27 protein-coding genes are annotated in these 24818 nt (G+C 73.9%); 12 read left to right on the top strand and 15 right to left on the bottom strand.

Annotated features, from left to right (window positions below; all coding sequences use genetic code 11):
* Positions 1–25: 25 nt before the first annotated feature.
* Both O0235_RS04830 and O0235_RS04835 read right to left on the bottom strand, forming a co-directional pair.
* On the bottom strand, positions 26–1924 hold the full coding sequence (locus O0235_RS04830) for a hypothetical protein (RefSeq protein ID WP_270057404.1): 1899 nt from the start codon (positions 1922–1924) through the stop codon (positions 26–28).
* A 108-nt stretch (positions 1925–2032) separates the two neighbouring features.
* The gene (locus tag O0235_RS04835) at positions 2033–4099 is read right to left on the bottom strand and encodes a sodium-translocating pyrophosphatase (RefSeq protein WP_270057405.1); all 2067 of its coding nucleotides are present in this window, start codon (positions 4097–4099) and stop codon (positions 2033–2035) included.
* 173 nt (positions 4100–4272) lie between these two features.
* On the opposite strand from O0235_RS04835, the gene O0235_RS04840 reads away from it, so the two are divergent.
* Positions 4273–5277, top strand: a complete 1005-nt coding sequence (locus tag O0235_RS04840) for an isocitrate/isopropylmalate family dehydrogenase (RefSeq protein ID WP_270057406.1) — start codon at positions 4273–4275, stop codon at positions 5275–5277.
* Between the two features lie 6 nt (positions 5278–5283).
* Here O0235_RS04840 and O0235_RS04845 read toward each other — a convergent pair whose 3' ends face one another.
* Genes O0235_RS04845 through rnhB form a run of 5 tightly spaced genes read right to left on the bottom strand, consistent with a single transcriptional unit; the run spans position 5284 to position 8732 of the window.
* Entirely contained in the window at positions 5284–5892 is a 609-nt protein-coding gene (locus O0235_RS04845) for a translin family protein (RefSeq protein WP_270057407.1), read from the bottom strand.
* The gene (locus tag O0235_RS04850) at positions 5889–6236 is read right to left on the bottom strand and encodes an FmdB family zinc ribbon protein (protein ID WP_270057408.1); all 348 of its coding nucleotides are present in this window, start codon (positions 6234–6236) and stop codon (positions 5889–5891) included. Before O0235_RS04850 ends, O0235_RS04845 begins: the two co-directional genes overlap by 4 nt.
* 47 nt (positions 6237–6283) lie before the next feature.
* A complete protein-coding gene (locus tag O0235_RS04855) occupies positions 6284–7375 on the bottom strand; it encodes an Rv3169 family protein (protein ID WP_270057409.1) in 1092 nt (363 codons plus the stop codon).
* 59 nt (positions 7376–7434) lie between these two features.
* On the bottom strand, positions 7435–7803 hold the full coding sequence (locus tag O0235_RS04860) for a YraN family protein (RefSeq protein ID WP_270057410.1): 369 nt from the start codon (positions 7801–7803) through the stop codon (positions 7435–7437).
* On the bottom strand, positions 7800–8732 hold the full coding sequence (gene rnhB, locus O0235_RS04865; RefSeq protein WP_270057411.1) for a ribonuclease HII: 933 nt from the start codon (positions 8730–8732) through the stop codon (positions 7800–7802). The genes O0235_RS04860 and rnhB overlap by 4 nt, the downstream gene beginning before the upstream one ends.
* A 311-nt stretch (positions 8733–9043) precedes the next feature.
* On the opposite strand from rnhB, the gene O0235_RS04870 reads away from it, so the two are divergent.
* Complete coding sequence (locus O0235_RS04870; protein WP_270057412.1) at positions 9044–9946, top strand: M23 family metallopeptidase; 903 nt, start codon at positions 9044–9046, stop codon at positions 9944–9946.
* A 474-nt stretch (positions 9947–10420) separates the two neighbouring features.
* Here the strand turns inward: O0235_RS04870 and O0235_RS04875 are convergent, their stop codons facing one another.
* Complete coding sequence (locus O0235_RS04875) at positions 10421–10549, bottom strand: hypothetical protein (protein WP_270057413.1); 129 nt, start codon at positions 10547–10549, stop codon at positions 10421–10423.
* A 147-nt stretch (positions 10550–10696) separates the two neighbouring features.
* On the opposite strand from O0235_RS04875, the gene O0235_RS04880 reads away from it, so the two are divergent.
* The 3 genes from O0235_RS04880 (at position 10697) to O0235_RS04890 (ending at position 12092) form a co-directional block, all read left to right on the top strand.
* Positions 10697–10936, top strand: coding sequence for a helix-turn-helix domain-containing protein (locus O0235_RS04880; protein WP_270057414.1), 240 nt, complete (start codon positions 10697–10699; stop codon positions 10934–10936).
* Entirely contained in the window at positions 10933–11727 is a 795-nt protein-coding gene (locus O0235_RS04885; protein WP_270057415.1) for a DUF2851 family protein, read from the top strand. Before O0235_RS04880 ends, O0235_RS04885 begins: the two co-directional genes overlap by 4 nt.
* Positions 11728–11846: 119 nt before the next feature.
* Positions 11847–12092, top strand: coding sequence for a hypothetical protein (locus tag O0235_RS04890; RefSeq protein WP_270057416.1), 246 nt, complete (start codon positions 11847–11849; stop codon positions 12090–12092).
* Here O0235_RS04890 and O0235_RS04895 read toward each other — a convergent pair.
* On the bottom strand, positions 12041–12718 hold the full coding sequence (locus tag O0235_RS04895) for a GNAT family N-acetyltransferase (RefSeq protein ID WP_270057417.1): 678 nt from the start codon (positions 12716–12718) through the stop codon (positions 12041–12043). The two genes, O0235_RS04890 and O0235_RS04895, sit on opposite strands and share 52 nt — an antisense overlap.
* A 517-nt stretch (positions 12719–13235) precedes the next feature.
* On the opposite strand from O0235_RS04895, the gene purM reads away from it, so the two are divergent.
* The gene (purM, locus tag O0235_RS04900) at positions 13236–14285 is read left to right on the top strand and encodes a phosphoribosylformylglycinamidine cyclo-ligase (protein ID WP_270057418.1); all 1050 of its coding nucleotides are present in this window, start codon (positions 13236–13238) and stop codon (positions 14283–14285) included.
* 22 nt (positions 14286–14307) lie between these two features.
* Here the strand turns inward: purM and O0235_RS04905 are convergent, their stop codons facing one another.
* A complete protein-coding gene (locus tag O0235_RS04905) occupies positions 14308–15156 on the bottom strand; it encodes a hypothetical protein (protein WP_270057419.1) in 849 nt (282 codons plus the stop codon).
* 127 nt (positions 15157–15283) lie between these two features.
* Between O0235_RS04905 and O0235_RS04910 the strand changes: the two genes are divergently transcribed.
* Positions 15284–15565: a hypothetical protein gene (locus tag O0235_RS04910; RefSeq protein WP_270057420.1), complete on the top strand. Its 282-nt coding sequence runs from the start codon at positions 15284–15286 to the stop codon at positions 15563–15565.
* Here O0235_RS04910 and O0235_RS04915 read toward each other — a convergent pair.
* On the bottom strand, positions 15543–16319 hold the full coding sequence (locus tag O0235_RS04915; RefSeq protein WP_270057421.1) for a phosphatase PAP2 family protein: 777 nt from the start codon (positions 16317–16319) through the stop codon (positions 15543–15545). The genes O0235_RS04910 and O0235_RS04915 overlap by 23 nt on opposite strands.
* 167 nt (positions 16320–16486) lie before the next feature.
* Between O0235_RS04915 and O0235_RS04920 the strand changes: the two genes are divergently transcribed.
* Positions 16487–16741 (top strand): hypothetical protein, encoded by a 255-nt coding sequence (locus tag O0235_RS04920; RefSeq protein WP_270057422.1) that lies wholly within the window; start codon positions 16487–16489, stop codon positions 16739–16741.
* A gap of 122 nt (positions 16742–16863) precedes the next feature.
* Entirely contained in the window at positions 16864–17817 is a 954-nt protein-coding gene (locus O0235_RS04925) for an alpha/beta fold hydrolase (protein ID WP_373324424.1), read from the top strand.
* Between the two features lies 1 nt (position 17818).
* Here the strand turns inward: O0235_RS04925 and O0235_RS04930 are convergent, their stop codons facing one another.
* The 4 genes from O0235_RS04930 to O0235_RS04945 form a co-directional block, all read right to left on the bottom strand.
* Positions 17819–18595, bottom strand: a complete 777-nt coding sequence (locus O0235_RS04930) for a DUF169 domain-containing protein (RefSeq protein WP_373324425.1) — start codon at positions 18593–18595, stop codon at positions 17819–17821.
* A gap of 64 nt (positions 18596–18659) precedes the next feature.
* Complete coding sequence (locus O0235_RS04935) at positions 18660–19262, bottom strand: PilZ domain-containing protein (protein ID WP_270057425.1); 603 nt, start codon at positions 19260–19262, stop codon at positions 18660–18662.
* Between the two features lie 45 nt (positions 19263–19307).
* Positions 19308–20708 (bottom strand): ferredoxin--NADP reductase domain-containing protein, encoded by a 1401-nt coding sequence (locus O0235_RS04940; protein WP_270057426.1) that lies wholly within the window; start codon positions 20706–20708, stop codon positions 19308–19310.
* Positions 20705–21157, bottom strand: coding sequence for a CBS domain-containing protein (locus tag O0235_RS04945; RefSeq protein ID WP_270057427.1), 453 nt, complete (start codon positions 21155–21157; stop codon positions 20705–20707). Before O0235_RS04945 ends, O0235_RS04940 begins: the two co-directional genes overlap by 4 nt.
* Before the next feature lie 195 nt (positions 21158–21352).
* Between O0235_RS04945 and O0235_RS04950 the strand changes: the two genes are divergently transcribed.
* From O0235_RS04950 to dnaJ, 3 genes are all read left to right on the top strand, one after another.
* Positions 21353–22753 carry an amidase gene (locus tag O0235_RS04950; protein ID WP_270057428.1) on the top strand — a complete coding sequence of 467 codons (1401 nt, stop codon included), beginning with the start codon at positions 21353–21355 and terminating at the stop codon, positions 22751–22753.
* A 106-nt stretch (positions 22754–22859) separates the two neighbouring features.
* Positions 22860–23609, top strand: a complete 750-nt coding sequence (locus tag O0235_RS04955) for an SDR family NAD(P)-dependent oxidoreductase (RefSeq protein ID WP_270057429.1) — start codon at positions 22860–22862, stop codon at positions 23607–23609.
* A gap of 68 nt (positions 23610–23677) precedes the next feature.
* Positions 23678–24811: a molecular chaperone DnaJ gene (dnaJ, locus tag O0235_RS04960; protein WP_270057430.1), complete on the top strand. Its 1134-nt coding sequence runs from the start codon at positions 23678–23680 to the stop codon at positions 24809–24811.
* Positions 24812–24818 lie beyond the last annotated feature (7 nt).

The raw sequence follows: 24818 nt of genomic DNA on the forward strand, positions 1-24818 counted from the left end.
GCGGAAGGATGCACCCCGCAGCGGGCTACGTCGAGACGAGCGCGCCGGCGGCGAGGGCGAGCGCGAGCGCCGCGAACGCGGGGCCGAGCGCGGCAGCGCGGAGGTCGGCCGCGCGGGCGGCGAGGAGGCCGGCGCCGGGCCCGGCGGCGAGCGCGAACGCGGCGAGCAGGGCGAAGGCGTCGGCGGGGCCGGGGCCGAGGAAGCGAAGGGCCGGCGCTGCGGCGAGGAGGACGGCCGGGACGGCGAGCGCGGCAGCGAAGACAAGCCACGGCCGCGGACGGCGCTCGAGGAGGAGGCCGGACCCGGCGACGGCGGCGAACCCGAGCAGGATGCCGAGGACGCCGCCGGCGCTCGCAGCGGGGAGCGGCAGGAGCGACGGCAGCGGCCAGCGGGCGGCGCGGATGGCCGCGGCTTCGCCTTCGATGAGGTCGCCGGCGGCGAGCCGCGTGGCGACGAAGGCGTCGCGGGACGCCGCATCGGCGACGAGGAGGAGCCGGATGTCGGCCGGGCCGAAGTCGGCGTCGTCGCCGACGGCCGCGCGGAGCTCATCGAGCGTTTCGCGGTGGGCGCGGACCTCGTTGGCGAGGGCGTAGCGGTCCGGCGCGCCGGGCGGGACCAGCCCGAGCGCCTGGACGGTTTCGGCGTACGCGACGGGGTCGGCCGCCGCGGTCCGGAGGAGTTCGTGGCGGCCGTGCGCGCCCACGGCGAGCGCGAGCGCGGCGGCGGCGAGGATGGCCCCGCCGAACGCGGCGCCGGCCGGCGAGGGCGCAGGAGGCGGCGCGGCCGGCCGGGATTCGAGGGCGAGGCCGGCGCCCTCCCCCGGGCGGGCCCAGAGGGTGATGCTCACCTCCTCCGCGGACGACGCGGCCGCGGCAGGCACGAGCGGGACGAGCGAGGCGCGGGCGATGACCGGGCCGAGCGCGGCGGCAGCAGCGAGCGCCAGGCCGTAGCAGCCGGCAGCTGGGGCTCCGAAGCCTTCGTCGGTCAGTTCGCGGCCGAGGAGCCACGCGGCGGCGGCGCCGGCGGCGGCGAACAGCCAGGGCAGGAAGGCGGCGGCCGACGGCGCGCGCGGGACGGCGCCGGGGTGGGCGAGGGCGAGCCCGGCGAGCGCGCCGGCAGCTGCGGCGCCGGCAGCCCACCCTTCGCCACCGGGGAGGAGGACGACCGCGGCGCCGAGGGCGGCGAGCGCAGTGACGGGCGCGGCGACCCACGCGGCGGCGAGGCCGGCAGCCCGGCGGCCCGCGGCGGCCATGACGGTCCCGGGGATGACGGCGACGGCCGCGCCGGCCAGCGCGCAGGCGAGCACTGCGAGGGGATAGGCGGCCCTGGCGGCATCGCGGGCGAGCGCGGCAGCTTCGCCGCCGGCGAGCAGCCCGGCGAGGGCGGCAGCCGGCGCGGCCGCGGCAGCCCAGGCAGCGCCCGCCGCCCGGGCGGGTTCGCGGGGGCCGGCAGCGGCAGCGATGAGCGCGGCGAGCCCGGCGCCGGCGGCAGCCGGGACGGCGAGCGATGCCGCCGTCCACGGGCCTTCGCCGGCCGGGCCGGCGGCGAGGGCGAAGGCCCCTGCTGCGGCGCCGAAGGGCAGGGCTGCCCCGGCGAGCGGCCCGGCGGCGGCGGGGCGGCCGTCATCGGCATCGAGGGCAACGGCGAGCAGCGCGGCGATGGCCGCGGCGGCGAAGCCGGCGAGGAAGCTGCCGCCCGCCCAGGCCGCCCGTTCGAGCGAGCCGGCGTAGCCGCCGATGAACAGGGCGAGCGCGGCCGTGCCGATCACGCCGGCCAGCAGCAGGATGGCCGCGAGTTCGAACAGGCGCGCGCCGCGCGGGGCCGGAGGCGGCGCCGCGGTATCGCGGGCGGCGGCGCGGCTGACCAGGGCGGCGGCGAGCGCGAGGACGACGGCGAGCGGGACGAGAGCCTGGGCCAGCAGCATCGATGGAAGACTCCCCGGGCGGGTTGCCCGGAGGCCGCAGGATAGAGAAAACGGCCGCCGGTGCTCAACCGGCGGCCGCACGGCGACGCGGGCGACCCGCGGAGGTGCTCAGCCGACGAAGAGCGGCCCGAACACCACTGCGACGATCGACATCAGCTTGAGGAGGATGTTGAGGGCCGGGCCGGCCGTGTCCTTGAAGGGGTCGCCGACGGTATCGCCGACGACGGCGGCCTTGTGCGGTTCGGAGCCCTTGCCTCCGAGGTGGCCGGCTTCGATGTACTTCTTGGCGTTGTCCCAGGCGCCGCCGGCGTTCGCCATCATGAGGGCGAGGACGGCGCCGGAGGCGATGGAGCCGATGAGCAGGCCGCCGAGCGCCTCGGCGCCGATGATCGCGCCGATGAGGATCGGCACGACGACGGCGAGCAGGCCGGGGAGGATCATCTCCTTGATGGCGCCGTCCGTGGAGATGGCGACGGCGCGCGCGTAATCCGGCTTGCCGGTGCCTTCCATGATGCCCGGGATTTCGCGGAACTGGCGGCGGACCTCGTTCACCATCGCCATCGCGGCGCGGCCGACGGCGCCCATGGCGAGGGCGGCGAAGACGAACGGCATCAGGCCGCCGATGAGCAGGCCGAGCATCGTGTCGACGTCGAGGATGTCGATGTCGTTGATGCCGACCACCTGCGAGTAGGTGACCATGAGGGCGAGCGAGGTGAGGACGGCGGAGCCGATGGCGAAGCCCTTGCCGGTCGCGGCGGTGGTGTTGCCGAGGCTGTCGAGGGCGTCGGTGCGCTCGCGGACGGAGGGGTCGAGGTGGGCCTGCTCGGCGATGCCGCCGGCGTTGTCGGCGACGGGGCCGTAGGCATCGGTGGCGAGGGTGATGCCGAGCGGGGAGAGCATGCCGACGGCGGCGAGGGCGATGCCGTAGAGGCCGGCGATCTGGTAGGTGCTCCAGATGGCGATGACGATGGCGATGAGCGGGACGGCGGTGGAGAGCATGCCGAGGCCGAGACCGCCGATGATGACGGTGGCGGGGCCGGTCTCGGCCGTCTTCGCGAGGTTCTGCGTGGGCCGGAATTCGTAGGCGGTGTAGTACTCGGTCGCGGTGCCGATGACCTGCCCGGCGACGAGGCCGATGAGGACGGCCCAGAAGAGTTCGAACGGCAGGTCCATCGCAACGAGGAGAACGGCCGTGCCGGCGAGCACGAGGCCGCTGGCGGAGAAGATGCCGGTGCGGAGCGCCCAGAGCAGCCGGCCCATGGTCGCGTTTTCGCTCGTGCGGACGAGGAAGGTGCCGATGATGGCGGAGATGATGCCGATGCCCATGATGAGCAGCGGCAGGGCGAACGCCTTCGCATCCCAGGCATTCACATCGGCGGCATCGAAGACGCCCTTGTCGGCGCCGACGACGGCCGCGGTGGTGAGCGCCATCGCCGCGACGATGGAGCCGGTGTAGGACTCGAAGAGGTCGGCGCCCATGCCGGCGACGTCGCCGACGTTGTCGCCGACGTTGTCCGCGATGGTGGCCGGGTTGCGCGGGTCGTCCTCGGGGATGCCGGCTTCGACCTTGCCGACGAGGTCGGCGCCGACATCGGCAGCCTTGGTGTAGATGCCGCCGCCGACGCGGGCGAAGAGGGCGATGGAGGAGGCGCCGAAGGCGTAGCCGGTCAGGGGCTGGACATCCTGGGTGATGAGGTAGACGAGCGCGAGGCCGATGACGCTGATGCCCGTGACGGTGATGCCCATGACGGCGCCGGAGCTGAAGGCCACGCGGAGGCCGGGGTTGAGGCCCTGGCGCGCCTTCGCGGCCGTGCGGACGTTGGCGCGGACGGCGATGTACATGCCGATGTAGCCGGTCAGCGCCGAGCTGATCGCGCCGAGCACGTAGGCGGCGGCCGTCCGCGGGAAGTCGGTCAGTTCGCCGTGCTGCGGGCCGAAGCGGTCGAGCACGTCGTAATCGACGAAGACGGCGAGCGCGACGGCGACGATGACGACGAAGACGGCGAGGAAGGTGTATTCGCGCCGGAGGAAGGCGGCGGCGCCTTCCTGGATGGCCCGGGCGATTTGCTTCATCGTCTCGGTGCCTTCGTCTTCGGCGAGGACGCGGCGGGCCGTCCACGCTGCGAAGAGCAGGGCGATGACGCCTGCCCCGAGCGCCACGAGCAAGTTGTTCATGTCGTCCCCCGGTAGAGTGTGGTCCGGCTGTGCGGCGCGACAGGTGCGCGCCGGTGCACGGAAGCCGGCCGAATCCTACCAACGGGGAAGGTTACGGGGAATTTCGTTCGTCCACCGTAGACGGTTTCGGGTGCACACTCTGGGGAGGACTGGCCCGGGGAGGGTTGGCAGGCATGCGCGAAGTGGCTGAACTGAACGGCGACGGCATCGCAGCGGAGCTGCGGCAGGCGATCCACGCGGTGAACGAGGCGCTCGGCTCGCCGGTCGTCTTCCGGCCGGTGGACTGGTCGCTCGAGCGGCGGGAAGCCTCGCCGGCGGCGCTGGAGGAAGGCATCGAGGCAACCCGGGCGCTCGGCGCGGCGATGAAGTACCCCACGGTGACGGAGACGGTGAGCCCGAACCAGGTGCTGCGCGACCGGCTGGGGCTGGCCGTCATCCACCGGCCGTGCCGCAGCTACCCCGGCGTGAGCCGCAACTACACGGGGAACGTCGACCTCCACGTGGTGCGCATCGCCACCGGCGGGACGTACGAGGATGCGGGGATGCGCATCGGCTACTACTCGGCGGTGAGCGTGCGGGTGATGGAGCGGACGCCGGTGGAGCACGCGGCCCACTTCGCCTTCCGACTCGCCGACCAGCACCGGCAGACGGTCACCTCGACGAGCAAGTACACCATCCAGCGGGCGACGGACGGGCTGTTCGAGGAGGTGGTGGCCGAGGTCGCGACCGAGTACCGGAACGTGCGCCACACGCGCGAGCTGTTCGATGCGCTGCTGGCGAAGCTGATCATCAATCCGGAGCGGTACGACGTCATCGTCTGCCCGAACGAATACGGCGACTTCCTGAGCGACATGGTGTACGGGCTGATCGGCTCCATCGGGCTGGGGGCGAGCGCTTCGTACGCGTTTTCGAAGAGCCACCAGCCGATCATCGGGGTGTTCGACCCGGCGGGCGGGACGGCGCCGGACATCGCCGGGCAGGGCATCGCGAACCCTTCGGGCGCGATCGAGGCGTTCGGCTACCTGCTCCAGTTCTGCGGGTACGGCGCGCTCGGCCGGCAGCTGGTGGATGCGGTGCACGACACCATCGCGGCGGGCGAGAAGACGCGCGACCTCGGCGGGACGCTGGGGACGATGGCGTTCACGGAGGCGGTCATCCGGCGGGTCGTGCCCGCCTGAGCGGGGTCACTCCGCGGCGCGGCGGGTGACGATGGCGAGGGTGAGATCGCCGCGGGTCTTTTCGAGGATGCCGCGGACCTGGTCGGTGGTGCGCCGGAGGCCACCGGTCATCGCGTCGGGGTAGTCGATGGTGACGAGGACGCCGTAGATGTCGTCCATGGCGGCGAGGAGGGCTTCGCACCCCTCGAAGGAGCCGGCGCGGAGGCGGTCGAGGATGACGCGGCGGAGTTCGCCGACGGCTTCGCCGATGCCGTTGAGGTAGGCGGGGTCTTCGACGCCGAGCTCGGCCGGGCCGGGGATGGCGCCGCCGGAGCAGAGTTCGAGGGTGGTGACGGCCTCGGCGTACTCCTTCTGGGCGTCGTGGAGGAAGCCGGCGTGGTAGATATCGGCGTGGCCCTCGAGGGCGCGGACGGCGGCCTCGTGGGTGGCGCGGGCCTCGGCGATGAGGCGGCGGGCGGCATCGAGTTCGCCGCGGTGGACGGCGCGGATGGCGTTGGCGCTGATGCGGATGATGACGCGGCTGGCGGCGAGGGCCTGTTCGCGGGCGGCGTTCTTGGCGGCGAACCGCTCGAGGATTTCGGGGACGATGCGCTCGAGCGGGCCGGTGTCGCTCACAGGTCTTTGACAGGCTCGGGGAACTCGCCCTCGCGGGCGGCGTCGATCATCGTGCGGGCCTCCTCGGGGAGGTCCATGCCGTACTCTTCGAATTTCTTTTCGACCCACGTGCCAATCTGGCGCGGGTCGCGGTAGTCCTCCGGGCCGCCCCGGCCGCTGGAGGGGTCGCCGTATTTTTCGAGGATGTCCTGCCGGGTGTAGGTGCGGCCGAACTTCGACATCATGCGGGAGGTGTTGGCGCTGCCGCAGTGTTCGCAGGGGGGCCGCACCTCGGTGTCGATCTTCCGGGTGAAGTAGTTGGTCACCTTCTTGCAGTCGGCGCAGCGGAATTCGTAGATCGGCATGGTGCTATTGTCGAAAGCGGCGGGTGCGGTGTCCACGCCCGCGCGGCTCAGGGCGCCGGGTCGAGCATCTCTTTGAAGCCGGTCGGCGCGTGCGGGCCGAAGACGATGATTTCGAAGACGCCGAGCCCTTCGCGGCTCCCGGCGCGGACGCGGGAGACCTGCTGGACGTGGAGGTTCTGGAGCGGCTGCTCGTCGCTGAGGACGTACTCGGTGCCGTCGACGGCGTCTTCGCCGACCCACATGCCGTGGCCCCATTTCGGGTCGCCGTAGCCGAGCCCTTTCATGAGGAAGGCGTAGAGCGGTTCGAAGGTGATTTCGAGCGGCTCGCCGTGTTCGGGCGCGAGGGTGATGACGGCGGATTCGAGCCAGCGGGTGCCCGATTTGAACTTCAGCCGGTAGTCGACGGCGGCCTCCGTCATGGTTGCATCGGGGTAAGGGGTGAGGATGACGCCGGACTGGTGCCAGCGGGTGCCGTCGCCGTGTTCGGAGACGGTGTAGAGGGTGCAGAGGTCGGGAAAGTTCAGGGGCGCCCAGTTCCAGAAGAACTGCGGGGGCTGCTGGGGCGGAGCGCCGCGGGGGTCGCGGACGCCGACGGTGCGGATGCCCCACGAGTGGTCGCGGGAGCCCCACCATCTGGCGGCCTCGAGGGCGAATTCGCGGCCGTCGACGCGGATGGTGCCGGACCATCCGCCGTGCTGCGTCATGCGGGTGTAATCCATGACGGGCACGTTCCCGGCCATGCGGAAGAAGTGCGGCTCTTCGACGGGGAGGGAGCGGGCGATGAAGCGGAGGTCGGCTTCGATGCCGTAGGCGTTGGGTTCGACGCGGACGCGGAGTTCGTGCAGTGGCCGGACGACTTCGACGGAGATGGGGCCGACGGCGCTGGCCATGCGGTCCGGGCCGAGCCGCTTCGAGGCCCGGACGACGCGCTGGCGGCCGTCGACGACGATGCTGAAGGCGGCGTCGGTGATGCCGAGGTTGGGGTACTGGCCCATGGCGACGCCGAAGTAGACGGCGCCATCCGGGCTGTAGCCGTTGAAGAAGTAGCGGTCGTAGAAGTTGCGGTCGCTGGTGGCGACGCGGTCGAAGGTGTAGGGCGTCTGGTGGATGAGGAAGTCGTCGGCGGGCGTGATGGCCATCGGGAGGGGCTCCGCGGGGGATTCGCGGGTGGGAACATACGCGCCGGTTCGTGAACGGGTCAAAGGCCGGGTGCGTCGATGCCGCGGAAGTGGCGGACGGCGCGGGCGCGGCCGGCGCTGTCGAGGTCGACGGCGACGACGTCGAGCCGGGTGGCCTCGGGGTCGAGCCCTTCGCGCTCGCAGTAGGCGCGGGCAGCGGCGAGGAGCTTCGCGACCTTGGCGGCATCGACGGATTCGGCGGCGAGGCCGGGCGCGCCGCGGCGGGTGCGGACTTCGACGAAGACGAGCGTCTCGCCCTCGCGGGCGAGGAGGTCGATTTCGCCGCCGCCGATGCGGAGGTTGCGGCCGAGGATGGCCATGCCGGCAGCTTCGAGGCGGTGGGCGGCGACCCGTTCGCCGAAATCGCCGAGCCGGCGGCGCTCCGTCACCACGGCAGGGCGGCCTGCGCGACCGGCGCGTAGCTCTTCCGGTGGACGGGGCTGGGGCCGCGCTCGGCGAGCCGCTGGCGGTGCTCGGCGGTCGGGTAGCCCTTGTTCCGGCAGAAGCCGTAGCCCGGGTAGCGCGCGCAGAGCTCCACCATCACCGCATCGCGCGCGACCTTGGCGACGATCGAAGCGGCGGCGACGGCCACGGAGAGGGCATCGCCGTCGATGACAGGACGGACGTTCGGCAGGGGGAGGTCGAGGGCGTCGCTGATGACCGCGCCGGGCCGGACGGCAAGCTGTTCGAAGGCGCGCAGCATGCAGAGCCGGCGCGCGGGGAGGATGCCGATGCGGTCGATCTCTTCGACGGTGGCCCAGCCGATGGCCCAGGGCACCGATTCGCGGATGGCGGCAGCGAGGCGGTCGCGGGCGGCCCCGGTGAGGACCTTGGAGTCGCGGACCTCGGCGTACCAGCGGAAGCGGCGGCCGCGGGGGAGGGCGACGACGGCGGCAGCGACCGGCCCGGCGAGCGGTCCGACGCCGACCTCGTCGACGCCGGCCACCCACTCGGCGCCGGCCTCCCAGGCTTCGCGCTCGAACCTGAGGGTGGGGACGGGTGCGGGGGCCGCCATCGCGTGGAGTGTAGGCGGCAGAGCGGGGAGCGGGAAGCGGGGAGGCGGCAGCGGCGCGGCTTGCGCCGCGGGGGGTGGCTGGCCGGCTTCGCCGGCGGTGGCGCGGCTGGCGCCGCGGGGATGGCTGGCCGCCTTCGGCGGCGCCGCCGCGGGATGCCGCCGCTCCGCAGCGGCGGTGGGGCGGGGAGGAGGGAGTTGGGAGCTGGGAGGAGGGAGGAGGGAGGAGGGAGCAGGGAGCAGGGAGGGAGGATAACCTCCAACCTCCAACCTCCAACCTCCAACCTCCAACCTCCAACCTCCCACCTCCCACCTCCTACCTCCTACCTCCTACCTCCAACCTCCAACCTCCAACCTCCAACCTCCAACCTCCCACCTCCCACCTCCTACCTCCTACCTCCTACCTCCAACCTCCAACCTCCCACCTCCCACCTCCTACCTCCTACCTCCTACCTCCTACCTCCCCGCCGGCGCGGAGCGCCGGCATCCCCGGCGATGCCGCCGGCAGGCAGCGAGCCATCCCGCGCCGGCGCGGAGCGCCGGCATCCCGCGGGGGTGTGGAGGGGCAGGGCGGCAGCCGATGTTGGTAAGGGATGATGCCGCGGATTCGGCTGCCGATGCGGGTTTCGCATGCCGCGCGGGTGATGCTGGCGGGCACGCTCGCCGCGGGCATCGCAGCCGTCATCACGGCGCGCCAGCCGAGCGGGACCGAGGCCGGGGGCGGCGAGGACGAGCCCGCGGCGGCCGCGATGGCGGGGCGCGGGGGCCCGCCCGCGAGCGTCCCGCCGACCGCCACCCCGTCGCCCGCGGCGCACACCGACGAAGGGGCCGTCGACCTCCCGGCGGAGGGGGCCCTCCCCGATGCGCAGGCCGCCGAGGCGGCCGGCAGCCGCTTCCAGATGCCGCTCCGCGCGTGGAGCCGCGTGACCGACCGCTACGGGGCGACGAACCGCGGCCCGGGCCGCATCCACGGCGGCATCGACCTCGCGCTCGAAGGCCTCAGCCGCTCACCCGTCTACAGCGCCTGCACCGGCACCGTCGCTGCGACCGACTACTCGAGCGCCTACGGCTACCACGTCATCGTCGACTGCGGCGACGGGTGGTCGACGCTCTACGCCCACCTCAGCCAGGTGCTCGCGAAGCCGGGCGATGCGGTCACCAACGACGTCGTGATCGGCATCACCGGCAGCTCGGGCTTCTCGACGGGCGAACACCTCCACTTCGAAATCCGCTGGAACGACACGCCGGTGAACCCGGAGCACTACCTCGATTTCAAGATTCCGCCGGGCACGCCGCTTTCGGATGGGCCGCTCTGGTTCCCGGGCAGCGGCTCGGGGGCGAAGCCGTCCGCCGCGCCGCCGACGGCCACGCCGACGCCGACCGAGACGCCGACGCCGACGAACACCCCGACGGTGACGCCGACGCCGACCATCACCCCGACACCGACCTGGACGCCGACGCCGACGCCGACGCCGCGCCCGCCGACCCGGACGCCGACACCGCTCCCGCGGGCGTATTGAGGGGGAGGGGCGGGGTGGCGCGGCTGGCGCCGCGGGGGATGGCTGGCCGCCTTCGTCGGCGGCGCCGCGGGATGCCGCCGCTCCGCGGCGGCGGCGGGGAGGGGAGTTGGGAGCTGGGAGTTGGGAGTTGGGAGTTGGGAGTTGGGAGGGAGGCTAACCTCCTACCGTAGCCGCGGGGCTCCGTCCCCGCGGGGCGCCATGCGCCCAACGGATGTCCCGTGAGGCGGGAAGCGGGATACGGGATACGGGGGGCGGGAGGCGGGGAGCGGGAGAGCGTAAGGCGGCGCGTCCGGGACCCGTCAACTTCCGACGTTCAGCCTCCAACCGTAGCCGCGGGGCTCCGTCCCCGCGGGGCGCCTTGCGCCCAACGGATGTTTCGGGAGACGGGAAGCGGGAGTTGGGAGTTGGCAAGGCGCTCGAATTCGAACGTCCGGGTGGGCCTCGCCGGCCCTCCGCGGGGACGGAGCCCCGCGGCTACGGGGTCGGGAGTTGGGAGGAGGGAGGAGGGAGGAGGGAGGAGGGAGCAGGGAGCAGGGAGCAGGGAGCAGGAATAACCTCCAACCTCCAACCTCCCCGGCCAGCGCCGGCGCGGAGCGCCGGCATCCCGCGGCGATGCCGCCGGCAGGCGGCGAGCCATCCCGCGCCGCGGGCGGCCAGCCCGCGGCATCCCCCGGCCTGCTTCCGGGATTACACGGAATCGTGTANCCGGCCTGCTTCCGGGATTACACGGAATCGTGTAGGATGCCGGCCGTGGAAGAGCGCGCGGTGGAGAGCCTGCGGGGGCGCGATGCCTGGACGGCCGAGGAGGTGCTGGCGCTCCGGCGGCGGCTCGGGCTGTCGCAGGCCGCGATGGCGCGGCGGCTCGGCGTGCGCCAGCAGACGGTGTCGGACTGGGAGACGGGCCTCCACCGGCCGCGCGGGGCGAGCGCGCGGCTGCTGCGGCTGCTGGCCGAGGAGCGCGCGCCGTACGACGCCGGGGATTCGCCGTGACGGGCGGACCTGCGGCGGCCCGCGCGCGCCGCCCGGTGATGCCGGCACCCGGCTTCGCGGACGAGGCAGCGCTGGCGTCGGCGTGGGCCGCCGCGCCGGCGGGCATCCTCCGGCTGGCGGACGGGCGCGCGCTGCGCGTCGTCTTCCCCGGGGTGCCCGGCGACGGGAGCGGGCCGGATTTCCGGGATGCGATCCTCGACGTCGAGGGCGACCTCGTGCGGGGCGACGTGGAGGTCCACCTGCGCCACTCGGGCTGGTTCGCGCACGGGCACGACCGGGACCCGGCGTACGCCGGGGTGGCGCTCCACGTCGCCGGGGAGAACGACCTGCCGCTCGCCGCGACGCCGCACGCCGGCGGGCGGCGGGTTCCGCTGCTCGTGCTCGGGCCGCCGCCGGAGCCGGGCGCGGGGTTCGTGCCGCCCTGCGCGTTCGCGCGCGCCGCGGGGCTCGATGTAGCGGGGCGGCTCCGCGGGATGGGACTGCGGCGGCTGCGGATGAAGGCGAACCGGGCGGCGCTGCTCGCTGCCGGGCGCACCCCGGCGACGTGCTGCTGGCGCTGGCGGCCGGCGCGCTGCTCGGGCCAGCGAACCGCGCTGCGGCGGACGCGGCGGCGCAGCTCCGGCTCGCCGCGCTGCTGGAGGAAGCCGGCGGGCTGGCCGGCGAACGGCGGCGGCTGGCGCTCTCGGCGGCGCTGCAGCGCGCGCTGCCGGCGGGCGGGGCGGGCGCGCGTGGCGGACGCGTTCGGCCGGCGGCGGCCCCGGGAAAGCGGCTGGGGGGCCTGGCACACCTGATCGACCGGTGGTGGCCGCCGGGCTTCGGGAACGGCTGGCCCGCCGGGCTGGCCCCGGGGACCGGGCGGCGGGCGGCGGAGGCAGAGGGGATCGGGCGGGCAGCGGCGATCGAGGTGCTGGTGAACGCGGTCGTGCCGGCCGCACTGGCGACCGGCGCGTGGAGCGAAGCGGAGGCGGAGGCCGCGTGGGCGGCGCTGCCGTCGCCGGGGACGTACGGGAAGCTGCGGCCGCTCGAGCGGTGGCTCGGCGGGACGGAGGCCGCGCCGTTCGCCTCGGCGGCGCTGCTGCAGGGCGGGCTGCTGCTGCACGCGGACTACTGCGCGAAGGGCGCCTGCGGCCGCTGCCCGCTTTCGCCGCCCGGCTGAGCGGCGGCCAGGTCCATCGGGGCGCCGGGGGCCCGGCGGAAGACGTAGGCGCGGACCTGCCAGCGGCCGTCGTGGAAGCGGATGTGGCGGGCGAGCGGCGCGCGCTCGGCTTCGGTGACGCGCCAGAGGCGCTCGGCGATTTCGCGGTCGACCTGCCAGCGGGTCTCGGTGATACGGAACCCGAGCGCCAGGTAGGCGCGGTGGGCGCGGACGGCGAAGGTGTTCGAGGTGAGGACGAAGTCGCGGCCGGGGAACTCGGCTTCGAGGGCGCGTATGAGGACGGCGAGCATGCGGCGGGCCACGCCGCGGCCCTGGTGTTCGGGCGGCACGTGGACGGCCCAGAGGTACAGGCCGGCCTCGTCTTCGAGGTTGACGGAGCAGCGGCCGACGGCCTGCCCGGCTTGGACGGCGACGTAGTGGCGGTGGCGGCCGGGGGCGGTCCGCTCGCGCAGCTCGGCGGCGGCGCGGGCGGGGTCGCGGAGGCAGCCGAGGTCGAAGGCGTGGTAGGGGAAGCCGTATTCGCCCCAGCGGGCCATTTGGGCGACGAGCTCCGCATCCCACGGCCGGAGGACGAGGCCTTCGCCTTCGAGAACCGGGGTGTGGCGTGCGGGCGAATCGCGGGTCACGCGGGGAGTGTAGTGGAAGCGGGGTGGCGCGGCTGGCGCCGCGGAGGATGGCTGGCCGCCTTCGGCGGCGGCGCCGCGGGATGCCGCCGCTCCGCGGCGGCGGCGGGGGATGGGAGTTGGGAGCTGGGAGTTGGGAGGAGGGAGGGAGGCTAACCTCTAGCCGTAGCCGCGGGGCTCCGTCCCCGCGGAGGGCCGGGAGGCCCACCCCGTTCGCCGAATCCTCCCGCCTCCCGGAACATCCGTTGGGCGCATGGCGCCCCGCGGGGACGGAGCCCCGCGACTACGGAGTTGGAAGTTAAGAGTTGAGAGTTGGGAGGGAGCGTGATGCTGCCGGGGATGCCGTCAACCTCCCCGGCCAGCGCCGGCGCGGAGCGCCGGCATCCCGCGGCGATGCCGCCGGCCGGCGGCGAGCCATCCCGCGCCGGCGCAGGGCGCCGGCATCCCGCGGGAGGCGCGGCTGGGCGGGGCTGGCGCGGCTTCGCCTGCCCGGTGCGGCGGGCTCTGGTAGGCTGATGGCGTGCCCGGGGAACGGAAGTACGCTGAGGCTGGGGTCGACATCGCGGCGCGGAGCGTGTTCGCGCGGCGGCTGCCGGGCATCCTCGCGCGGGCGCGGCGGCCGGAGGTGCTGAGCGACGCCGGGCCGTTCTCCGGGCTGTTCCGGCTGGGGGACCGCTACCGGGACCCGGTGCTCTCGGCGAGCGCGGACGGCATCGGGACGAAGGTGAAGCTGCAGCTGGCAGCGGGCCGGCTCGACCTCTGCGGGCCGGACATCCTCGGGCACAGCATCAACGACATCCTCGTCTGCGGGGCGGAACCGATCTTCTTCCTCGACTACATCGCGGGGAACGGGCTTTCGAACGCGCAGAAGGAGGCGCTGGTGGAGGGGGTGGCGAACGCCTGCGCGGAGGCGGGCTGCGCGCTGCTCGGGGGCGAGACGGCGGACATGCCGGACGTGTACCCGCCGGGGGAGTTCGACCTCGCCGGGTTCATCGTCGGCGTCGTGGAGCGGGACGCGATCATCGACGGCTCGCGCATCCGGCCGGGCGATGCGCTCATCGGGCTGCCGAGTTCGGGCCTGCACACGAACGGCTTTTCGCTGGCGCGGCGGGCGCTGGACGTGGCGAACGGCGAACCGCCGGAGGAGACGCGCCGCCGGCTCGAGGAGCGGCCGCCGGAACTGGGCGGCGCGACGCTCGGGGAGGCGCTGCTGGCGACCCACCGGCCGTACGCGAAGGAGGTGCGCCCGGTCATCGGGATGGTGCGGGGGATGGCGCACATCACGGGCGGCGGCTACCGGGAGAATGTGCCGCGCATCCTGCCCGGCGGGGTGACGGCGGTCATCGACACGCGCGCGTGGGAGGTGCCGGGCATCTTCCGGCTGATCGCGGCGCGCGGCCGGGTGGCGGCCGAGGAGATGTACGAGGTGTTCAACATGGGGATCGGGATGGTGCTCATGGTCGGGCAGGAGGATGCGGAGGCGGTGCTGGCGGCGATCCCCGGCGCGGTGCGGGTCGGGGAGGTGCGCGCGTGGACCGGCAGGGCGGTGGAGCTGCTGGGGCTGGAGTAAGCGGAACGGCCCGGGCGCGAGCTCAGGCGAGCAGGTAGAGGGTCACCGCGGCGGCGGGGATGACGAGCCAGACGGCGCCGGTGAGGAGGATGGCGACGGCAGCGAAGAGGCGGGCGGCATCTTCGGGCGGGTCGCCGGCGTCGCCGATGGCGGCCCAGAGGGCAGCGAGCGGCTGGCGCATGACGAGGGCGGCGCGGCGGTGGGCGAAGCGCGCGCCGGTGAGGAGGAGCGAGGAGAGCAGGAGGAAGAGGAGGAAGAGGCTCCCGAAAAGGGCGGCGATGACCGGCCGGGCGAGGATATCGACGGCGCCGAGGTACTGGCCGAGGGAGGCGAGGAGCGGCACGAGGGCGCCGCCCGCGACGAGGGCGGGGACGCCGGCCCCGCCGCCGGCGAAGCCGGGCAGCAGGCGGTCCATCTCGGCGCGGGCGCGGGCGAGGCTGGCGCGCTCCGTGGTGCCGGGCAGGCATTGCGCCTCGCGGCGGGCGTACAGGACGGCGAGGCGGTGTGCGACGGCGCGCGCGTAGCTGCGGGTGATGTAGCCGGCGACGAACCCGGCGGCGAGGCTGGCGAGGGGCCGGAACCGCCAGTAGCGGCGGCCGACGGGCACGTCCTGCGCCGCTTCGCGGTCCAGCACCTCGAGGGCGCGGACGGCGAGGCGGTGGGCGGCGGGGAAGGCGGCGGGGTCCGCCAGCGGCGGCGCGGCGAGGCTGGCGGCGATGCGGGCTTCGGCGCCGGCTTCGGGTTCGAGGGCGGCGAGGGCGCGCTCGGCGATGTCGTCCGGGCTGGACGTGAGGAGGCGGCGGGTGGTGTCGAGCTGGCGGGTGAGCTCGTCGACCAGGGCGCGCGGGCCTTCGGCCGGGGACTGGGCCACGGCGCGAGTGTAGCGGAGCCGGCGTTTGCGGGGAGCGGGCCGAATGTTTTCGGAGCGTTTACGGCCGGGGGGTCCTATCGGGGGAACCCCCGATAGCGGCAGGGCGGGGGACCGGGGGAGGATGGTGGTGCGCCCGGATTTCGGCTGGAGGTCGTGGAAGATGCGTGTGGTGTGTGCGTGGTGCGGCGCGGTGCTCGCCGATGGCGAGGGGCAGGTGTCGCACGGGATCTGCCCCGGGTGTTCGGAGCTGTTCGAGCGGGCCTACCTGCGGGCGCTGCGCGAGCGGGCGTGGCGGCAGCGGCGGGCGAGCCGGCCGCGGGCGGGGGCGCCGCTGCCCGGGTTCGAAGCAGCGCTGGCGGGCCGGGGCGCGTGCGCCGGGCGCGGCGTCACCAGCGCAGCCGTTCGATGACGGCAGCCGGGAGGCGGCGGAGGCGGACGTCGCCAAGGCTGCGGACGAACCACCACGAGAGGATGACGACGAGGCCGCCCATCACCATGTCGAAGAAGTAGTGGTTGCCGGTGACGGTGACGGCCCACCACATGACGGCTGACATGGCGGCGGCGCCGGCGCGCGCGAGGCGGCTGGACGTGTTCACCCAGATCGCCATGGAGGAGAGCAGGATCCAGCCGAAGTGGAAGCTGGGCAGGGCAGCGTAGTCGTTGACGAAGGGGCCGGGCTGGAAGTAGTTCACATTGCTGGCGGCGCCGTGGACGGTATCGACGAAGCCGAAGTCGTAGCCGTGGAGCGCCATGAGGCGCGGCGGCGCGGCGGGGAGAAGCCAGTAGGCGGCGATGCCGATGAGGGCGGAGACGACGAGGACGTTGCGGACGAAGCGGAAGCGGACGGGGTCCTTCCAGAGGAGCCAGGCGCCGATGAGGAGCATGACGGGGTAGTGGCCCCAGGCGTAGACCCAGTTCGCGATGGCCATCGCCGGGCCGCTCTGGAGGAAGGCGGCCTGCCAGCGGACTTCGAGGAAGAGGCCGAGCTGCTGTTCGACGTGGATGAGCTTGAGGCTGCGGGCGACGGCGGCGTCGACGTCATCGGGCCGGACGCCGCGGAGGTAGAAGTAGACGAGCATGAAAGCCGCGGTGAGGCCGGCCTCGGCGGCGATGGCGCGGAAGCGGCGGGCGGGCGGGAGCGGCGGGGCGGCGGATTCGGCCATGGCGGGACGCTGTCGCGTTAACGGTGAGATAACGCTACGGGGAAGAAGTTCGGACGGCAAGGGCCAGCGCACAGGGCCGGAATGTTGGAGGGCGGAAAGAAGTCGGCATGCGCCGGTGAGCGCGTTGCGGGCGGGTGCCGCATACTGTAGATGGAAGGGACGATGCGATGAACGCAACGGACGACCGCGAGCAGACGATTCCCCTCGGTCGGGATGCCGAGTTCACCGGGCTGATCCGGTGCAAGCGGTGCAACCTGTCGTACACGCCGTCGAAGTCGACGAGCGCGCTGCGGCTGACGTACTGCAGCTTCCTGTGCGAGCTGGGCGACCTCGGCTTCAGCATGCAGGGGCTCGAGCACATGGAGCGGGTGAAGAAGAGCGACGACCGGCCGGCGGAGCCGGTGTCGGCCGGTTCGGAGTAGGCAGCCCCACGCGGCAGCACGCGCAAGACCCCGCTCGGCGAGCGGGGTCTTTTGTGTCATGCGAAGGAGTCGGCTAGGCTACGGCTTCCCGGCGCGGCCGGAGATTTCGCAGGGGCGTGATGATGACAGCGATCACCCACCGGACGATTTCGACGAACGGCATCCAGATGCACATCGCGGAGGCGGGGCGCGGCCCGCTGGTGGTGCTCTGCCACGGGTGGCCGGAGTCGTGGTATTCGTGGCGGCACCAGCTGACGGCGCTGGCGGAGGCGGGCTTCCATGCCGTGGCGCCGGACCAGCGGGGGTACGGGCAGACGACGGCGCCGCAGGAGATCGAGAAGTACACGCAGCTGCACCTGGTGGGCGACATCGTGGGGCTGCTGGATGCGCTGGGGGAGGAGACGGCGGTCATCGTGGGGCACGACTGGGGCGCGCCGGTGGCGTGGAACTCGGCGCTGCTGCGGCCGGACCGGTTCCCGGCGGTGGTGGGGATGAGCGTGCCGTACGGGCCGCGGGGAGACGTGCGGCCGACGGACGGGATGAAGGCAATCTTCGGGGACAACTTCTTCTATATCCTGTACTTCCAGGAGCCGGGGAAGGCAGAGGCGGAGCTGGAGGCGGACGTGCGGGTCACGATGCGGAAGCTGCTGTATTCGGCCTCGGGGAACCTGGTGCCGACGCCGGAGATGGGGCAGCCGCGGCCGAAGACGGCGAAGTTCCTCGACAACATGGTGGACCCGGCGGAGCTGCCGCCGTGGCTGAGCGAGGCGGACCTGGACTTCTTCGTGGGCGAGTTCCAGCGGACGGGCTTCCGGGGCGGGCTGAACTGGTACCGGAACATCGACCGGAACTGGGAGCTGATGGGCGCGTGGCGGAACGCGAAGGTGACGGTGCCGGCGCTGTTCATCACGGGGGAGAAGGACCCGGTGCGGGGCTTCGCGCCGGAGGCAAACATCCGGCAGCACGTGCCGAACCTGAAGGACCTCGTGCTGGTGCCGGGCGCGGGCCACTGGGTGCAGCAGGAGGCGCCCGAGGCGGTGAACGAGGCGCTCATCCGGTTCCTGCGGAGCCTGTAGCTCAGCCGTAGCTGCGGGCGAGGCCGGCGCGGGCGTCCGCCTGGATGCCGTACTGGGGGATGGGGTAGCGGAGCCCGTTGGCGGCGAGGCGCTCCATCCCCGCGATGGCGCGGGGGAGGTAGGCCGGCGGCAGGGCCATGAGGAGCTCGTCATCGAGGACGCCGCCGTAGCGGCGCTCGGCGTAGCAGGGGATGGCGAGGCTCGGTTCGCCGGTGGCGAGGGCGCGGCCCCAGCTGTCGGCGCAGGCGGATTCGCCGACGACGCCCCAGCTGAACTTGCGGTAGCCGCTCCACTGGAGGCCGTTGATGAAGATGATGGCCTGCCCGGGGGTGAGGTAGAGGAGGACGATGTCGGGCGGGTCCAGCCGGCCAGCGGCGAGGGGCGAGACGGCCATGGCGCGGTAGCGGCCGAAGGGGACGACGTCCATGGCGGCCTGGTGGGCGGCCGCGTCCTCCGGGGTTTCGAACCAGACGCCGGCCATGCGGCGGCCGGAGCGCCACTCGTCGTCCTGAGGGTGGAGGCCGATGACGGCGCCGCACTGGGCGCCGACGAGGTCGTCGGCGGTGATGCCGACGGTCCAGCCGAGCCGGGCAGCCTGAGCGACGATTTGGTCGGTGGTGTGGATGGCGGAGGGGCGGCGAATGCGGGGGACGGCTTCCATCGCCTCGACGGTTTCGAAGAGCTTCATGCCGACGGGCGGGGTGCGGAGGCGGAGGAGGCGCTCGAGGGAGGCGACGAGCGCGGGCCAATCGTAGCTGGCGGGTTCTTCGAGCGGGATGGCGTCGGGGTGAATGGTCGACACGCGGCACCTCCGGGGCGAGGGTGCCGGTATGGTAGCGCGCTCAGGCAGCGGGCGTTTCGAGGGAGGCGGCGAGGGCGGCGATCAGTTCGCGGAGAACGGTCTCGGCCTCGGGGGTCAGCGGTTCGAAGCGGAGGTGCCAGGCGTGGCGGCCCCCGGCGGCGGGGCGGCTGCGGACGAGGACGGCGCGGACGGGCGCCGCGAGGCCGGGCCATTCGAGCTCGAGGGCGGCGCCCGGCGGCGGCCCGGGCGCGTCGACGTCGACCGCGCAGCCGCCGAGCGAGAGGTCGACGATGGTGGCGGGCAGGCGTTCGGGCGGCGCGGCGATGGCGGCGGCGATGGCGACGGGGTAGCGTTCGAAGGCACGCCGGTCGAACGGGCGCCAGGGGCTCTGGCGGGTGAAGACGGCCTGGCCGGGGCGGGCTTCGCGGAAGCGGGCGAGGGCAGCGACGGCGGCGCCGCGCTCACCGACGGAGATGATGACCTCGTCGCCGTACTCCCAGGGGGCCTCGGCGACGGCGAGGACGATGGCGAAGAGGCGGTCGGCGACGAGGGCGCCGCGGCCGCCGGGGGCGGCGCCGCGGGGGATGACGATGGCGGGCGCGCCGATGACTGGCGCGGCGATGGGGCCGAGGTCCTCATCCACCCCGAGATAGACGGCAGGATTGGGGGATTCCTTGAGGGGGACGGCTCAGGAAGCGGGAGCAGCGCGGCCGAGCGCCTCGAGGACGGCGGCGAGGGCGGTGAACTTGATGCGGGGGCGGCCCTCGCGGGCGCCGGCGGCGCGCTCGAGCTCGTCGATGCGCTGCCAGTCGCTGCAATCGAGCCACTGGACGCCGCGGGCGCGGAGGAGCGTTTCGACGCTGGCGGGGTCGGGGTCCGGCGGGAGGGGGAGGCGGCCGGCGTCGGCGTCGTCGAGCAGGCAGCGGACCGTCTCGGCAGCGTCGGGCTTGTTGGTGCCGATGACGCCCGTGGGGCCGCGTTTGAGCCAGCCGGCGACGTAGCGGCCGGGGAGGGGCGCGCCGCTGGCGGGGTCGATGACGCGGCCGGCGCGGTTGGGAATGACGCCGAGGCGCTCGTCGAAGGGGAGGCCGGGGATGGGGAGGCCGCGGTAGCCGACGCTGCGGAAGACGAGGCCGGCGGGAATGGTCTCCTCCTCGCCGGCCGGCTCGGCGGCGATGCCGCCGGCGGGGGACGCGACGAGGCGGTTGCGGACGGCGCGGACTGCGGCGACGGCGCCGTCTGGCCCCGGCAGGAGTTCGACGGGTGAGACGCAGAAGCGGAGATGGATGGTGCGCGGCCGGCAGGGGACCGGGGCGGCGGCGATTTCCTGGATGAGCTGGACCTTGCGGGCGAGGGTGCGGTCGGGCGAGCGTTCGACCTCGGCGGCGCTGGCGGGGTCGAGGGCGGCCTCAGCGGGGTCGATGCGGAGCGCGGCGCCGGCGAGGGTGGTGAGCTCCTTCCATTCGGGGGCGGTGAAGGCGGCCTGGGCCGGGCCGCGGCGGCCGAGGATGTGCACCTCGCGGATGCGGCCCGCTTCGAGGGCGTCGATGGCGTACCGGGGCATGTCGGTCCGGAGCAGCTCATCGGGGGTGAGGACGAGGATGCGGGCGACGTCGATGGCGACGTTGCCGACCCCCACGACGACCGCGGATTCGCGCTGGAGGTCGATGGCGAGGCCGGTGAAGTCCGGGTGGCCGTTGTACCAGGCGACGAACGCGGTGGCGGGGAGGGAGCCGGGGAGGTCTTCGCCGGGGATCCCCATGCGGCGGTCGGCGCGGGCGCCGGCAGCGGCGACGACGGCGTGGTGGCGGCGCGCGAGGTCGCCGAAGGCGAGGTCGCGGCCGACATCGACGGCAGCGAAGAGGCGGACGCGGGGGTCGTGGAGCAGCGGCTCGAAGGCGCGGGTGACGCCTTTGATTTTCTGGTGGTCGGGCGCGACGCCGTAGCGGACGAGGCCGTAGGGGGCGAAGAGCCGTTCGAAGACGTCGACGGAGACGTCCGCGCGGGCGGCGAGGAGGTGTTCGACGGTGTACATGGCGGCCGGACCGGAGCCGATGACCGCGACGCGGAGGGGGACGGCGGCGGTCACCGGCCGACCCCGGATTCGTCGATGTCGGCCTCGAGGCGGAGTTCGAGCGTGACGAGGCGGCCGGCGAGGCTGCGGAGGAGCGCCTGGGCGAGGTCGGCGGTGGTCACGAGGCCGACGAGCGCGCCGCCGTCGACGACCGGGAGGTGGCGGAAGTGGCCTTCGGTCATGGCGGCGAGGACCGGTTCGAGGTCGTCGTCGAGGCGGCCGCAGATGACGCCGGGGGTCATGAGGTCGGCGACGGCGAGGCGGTCGAGCGGGCGGCCGGCAGCGAGGGCGCGGACGATGTCGCGCTCGGAGAGGATGCCGGCGACGGCGCCGGCGGTATCGAGGGCGACGAGGGCGCCGATGTTGCGGGCTGCGAGCTCGGCGATGGCGGCGGCGAGCGGCGCATCGGCGGCGATGCAGGCGGCGCCGGGGCCTTTGGTGGCGAGGACTTCGGCGAGCTTCACGGCGGACCTCCGCGGGAGATGGGCCGCATCGAGGGAACCACGGATGGACATGCCCGGCAATCGGGAGAATCCCGGGGCTGACGGTAGGGCGCGCGGGGGCGGCGGAGGAGGGCCGGGCGGCCCCGAAATGGCGGGCGCGAGGGCTACAATGCGCGGGGCGCGGGCGGCGCGCAGCACGCACGGAGGGACGCACGGATGGACCGATGGATGCCGGCCTGGGAGATTGCGGAGCGGGTGCGGCGGGGGGAGTGGAAGGCGCGGGACGTGACCGAGCGGGCGCTGGCCCGGATTGCGGCGCTGAATCCGCCGCTGAACGCCTTCATCCAGGTCGATGCGGAGGGGGCGCTGCGGCAGGCGGCGGCGATCGACGCGCGGGTGGCGGCAGGCGAGGATCCGGGGCCGCTGGCGGGGGTGCCCATCGGCGTGAAGGACCTCGAGCCGGCGAAGGGGCTGGTGATGACGTACGGTTCGCGGGCGTTCGAAGGGCAAGTGGCGGAGGCGGATTCGGTGCAGGTGGCGCGGCTGCGGGCGGCGGGAGCGGTGGTCGTGGGGAAGACGAACACGCCGGAGTTCGGCTACAAGGGGTTCACGGAGAACCGGCTGTGGGGGCCGACGCGGAACCCGTGGAACCCGGCGAAGACGCCCGGGGGTTCGAGCGGCGGTTCGAGCGCGGCGGTGGCGGCCGGGATGGTGCCGCTGGCGACGGCGGGCGACGGGGGCGGCTCGATCCGGATCCCGGCGGCGATGACGGGCTGCTACGGCATCAAGCCGACGGCGCACCGCATCCCGCGGGCCGGGGAGCACGCCCCGACGTGGGGGTATTTCTCGACACTGGGGCCAATGGCGCGGACGGTGCGGGACGCTGCGCGCTACCTCGATGCGGCCGCGGGGCCGCACCCGGATGACCCGGAGGTGCTGGACGGGCCGGCGGGCTTCGAGGCGGCAGTGCTGGGGCCGGCGCCCCGGCTGCGGCGGGTGGCGTGGAGCGCGGACCTCGGCTACGCGGCGGTCGACCCGGACGTGGCGCGGGTGGCGCGGGCGGCGGCGGAGCGGCTGGCGGCGGCGGTCGGGGCCGAGCTGGAGGAGGCGCACCCGGGGTTCGGCGACACGATGGAGGCCTGGATGACGATCGCGGCGGCGGGGGACACGCGGCTGGTGGACGAGATGCCCGCGGAGCAGCGGGCGAAGCTGGAGCCGGGGTTCGTGCGGTTCGCGGAGGTCGGGCGGCGGTTTACGGCGGTCGACGTGGCGCGGGCGCTGGAGCACCGGCACCAGGTCAACCGGCAGATGACGCGCTTCTTCGCGCGGTACGACCTGCTGCTGACGCCGACGACGGCGGCGACGGCGTTCGCGGCGGAGGGGCCGCCGCCGTCGGTCATCGGGGGGAAAGAGGTGGGGCCGGCGGGGTTCATCCCGTTCACCTACCCGTTCAACTTCCTCGGGCTGCCGGCGGCCTCGCTGCCGGCCGGGCTGGCGCCGGACGGGCTGCCGGTTGGGCTGCAGGCGGTCGCGCCGCGGTTCGCGGATGCGTTCCTGCTGCGGGTGAGCGCGGCCTACGAGGCGGCGAGCCCGTGGCGCTACCCGGGGCAGGACTGAGCGGCCGAACCGGCCGAAGGGACGCCGGGGACCGGCCGTTCGGACGCGAATCCGTTGATGCGGATCGGGCAGAATGCCCGCGAAGCATGCACTGGAGGTGACCGGAATGGGACGGCTGGACGGCAAGGTGGCGATCGTGACGGGCGCCGGCTCGGGCATCGGCAAGGCGGCGGCGAAGCTGTTCGCGGCCGAGGGCGCGAAGGTGGTCTGCGCGGACGTGACGGGCGCCGAGGCGGCGACGGCGATGGAGATCGGGCCGGCACAGGCGGCGGCGATGACGGTCGACGTTTCGAAGGCGGCCGACGTGAGGGAGATGATGGAGCGGACGAAGGCGCTGTACGGCCGGCTCGACGTGCTCTTCAACAACGCGGGCATCGAAGGGGCGCAGGCGCCGACGGCGGACTACGAGGAAGCGGAGTTCGACCGGGTGCTCGCGGTGAACGCGAAGGGCGTCTTCCTCGGGATGAAGTATGGCATCCCGCTGATGCTGGAGACGGGCGGCGGGTCGATCATCAACACGGCGTCGGTGGCGGGGCTGGTGGGGTTCCCGGGCATCGTGGGGTACACGGCTTCGAAGGGGGCCGTGGTGCAGATGACGAAGACGGCGGCGCTGGAGTACGCGCTGCAGGGCATCCGGGTGAACGCGATCTGCCCCGGCGTCATCCGGACGCCGATGGTGGAGCGGTTCACGAGCGCCTCGCCGGATGCGGAGGCGCAGCTGGCGGCGACGGAGCCGGTGGGCCGGATGGGCACGCCGGAGGAGGTGGCCGCGCTGGCGCTGTTCCTCGCGAGCGATGAGTCGTCGTTCGTGACGGGGGCGGCGCTGCCGGTCGACGGCGGGTTCATCGCGCGGTAAGGGGCACGGCAGGAGGCGCTGGCCCGCCGCCGGGGGCGTTGGCACTCGGTTTGCTACACTGCTAATCGATGGCGACGGGTCAGCGCGACTACTACGAGGTGCTCGGCGTGCCGCGGAGCGCGGACCAGGCCGAGATCAAGCGGGCGTTCCGGAAGCTGGCGATGGAGTACCACCCGGACCGGAACCCCGCGCCCGATGCTGCGGAGAAGTTCAAGGAGATCAACCAGGCGTACGAAGTGCTCGGCGACGAGCAGAAGCGGGCGATGTACGACCGCTTCGGGCACGCCGGGGTGGAGGGCGGCGCCGGCGGGGCCTCCGGCTTCGACGGCTTCGCGCACTTCGAAGGCTTCGGCGACATCTTCGATGCGTTCTTCGGGGGCTCGGCGCGGCGGGGACGGCGGCGCGGCCCGCAGCGGGGGAACGACCTCCGCTACACGCTGCGGCTGACGTTCGAGGAAGCGGTCTTCGGCTGCGAGAAAGAGATCGAGTACCAGCGGCTGGAGCGGTGCGCGGCCTGCGGCGGGAGCGGTTCGGAGCCGGGGAGCGCGCCGGCGGTCTGCCCGGAGTGCAACGGCGCGGGCGAGATCCGGCGGGCGCAGCAGAGCTTCTTCGGGCAGTTCGTGAACGTGATGACGTGTCCCCGCTGCCAGGGCGAAGGCCGGGTGATCACGAACCCGTGCGCCGTCTGCCGGGGGAGCGGGCGGACGCGGGAGACGCGGCGCATCGTGGTGAAGGTGCCGGCGGGCGTCGACGACGGCGCGCAGATCCGGCTGACGGGCGAAGGGGAGGCCGGGCCGCGGGGCGGCGAGCCGGGCAACCTGTACGTGGCGCTGAGCGTGGCGCCGCACGAGCGGTTCCACCGGGTGGAGGACCACCTCGTGCTGGAGCTGCCGGTGAACATCGCGCAGGCGGCGCTCGGTTCGGAGGTGACGATCCCGACGCTCGAGGGCGACATGGCGCTCGAGATCCCGGCGGGGACGCAGAGCGGCGAGGAGTTCGTCATCCGCGGGAAGGGCGTGCCGCACCTGCGGGGCGCGGGGCGGGGCGACCTCATCGTGCGGGTGACGGTCGTCGTGCCGGAGGAGCTGACCGACCACCAGCGGAAGCTGCTGGAAGAGCTGGCGGAGACGATGGGGACGCCGACGCTGCCGAAACGGCACAAGGGGTTCTTCGAGCGGATCCGCGATGCGATGGCGGGCTGAGGCGGCC

The organism is Tepidiforma flava (assembly GCF_027594505.1).
Lineage (GTDB): Bacteria > Chloroflexota > Dehalococcoidia > Tepidiformales > Tepidiformaceae > Tepidiforma > Tepidiforma flava.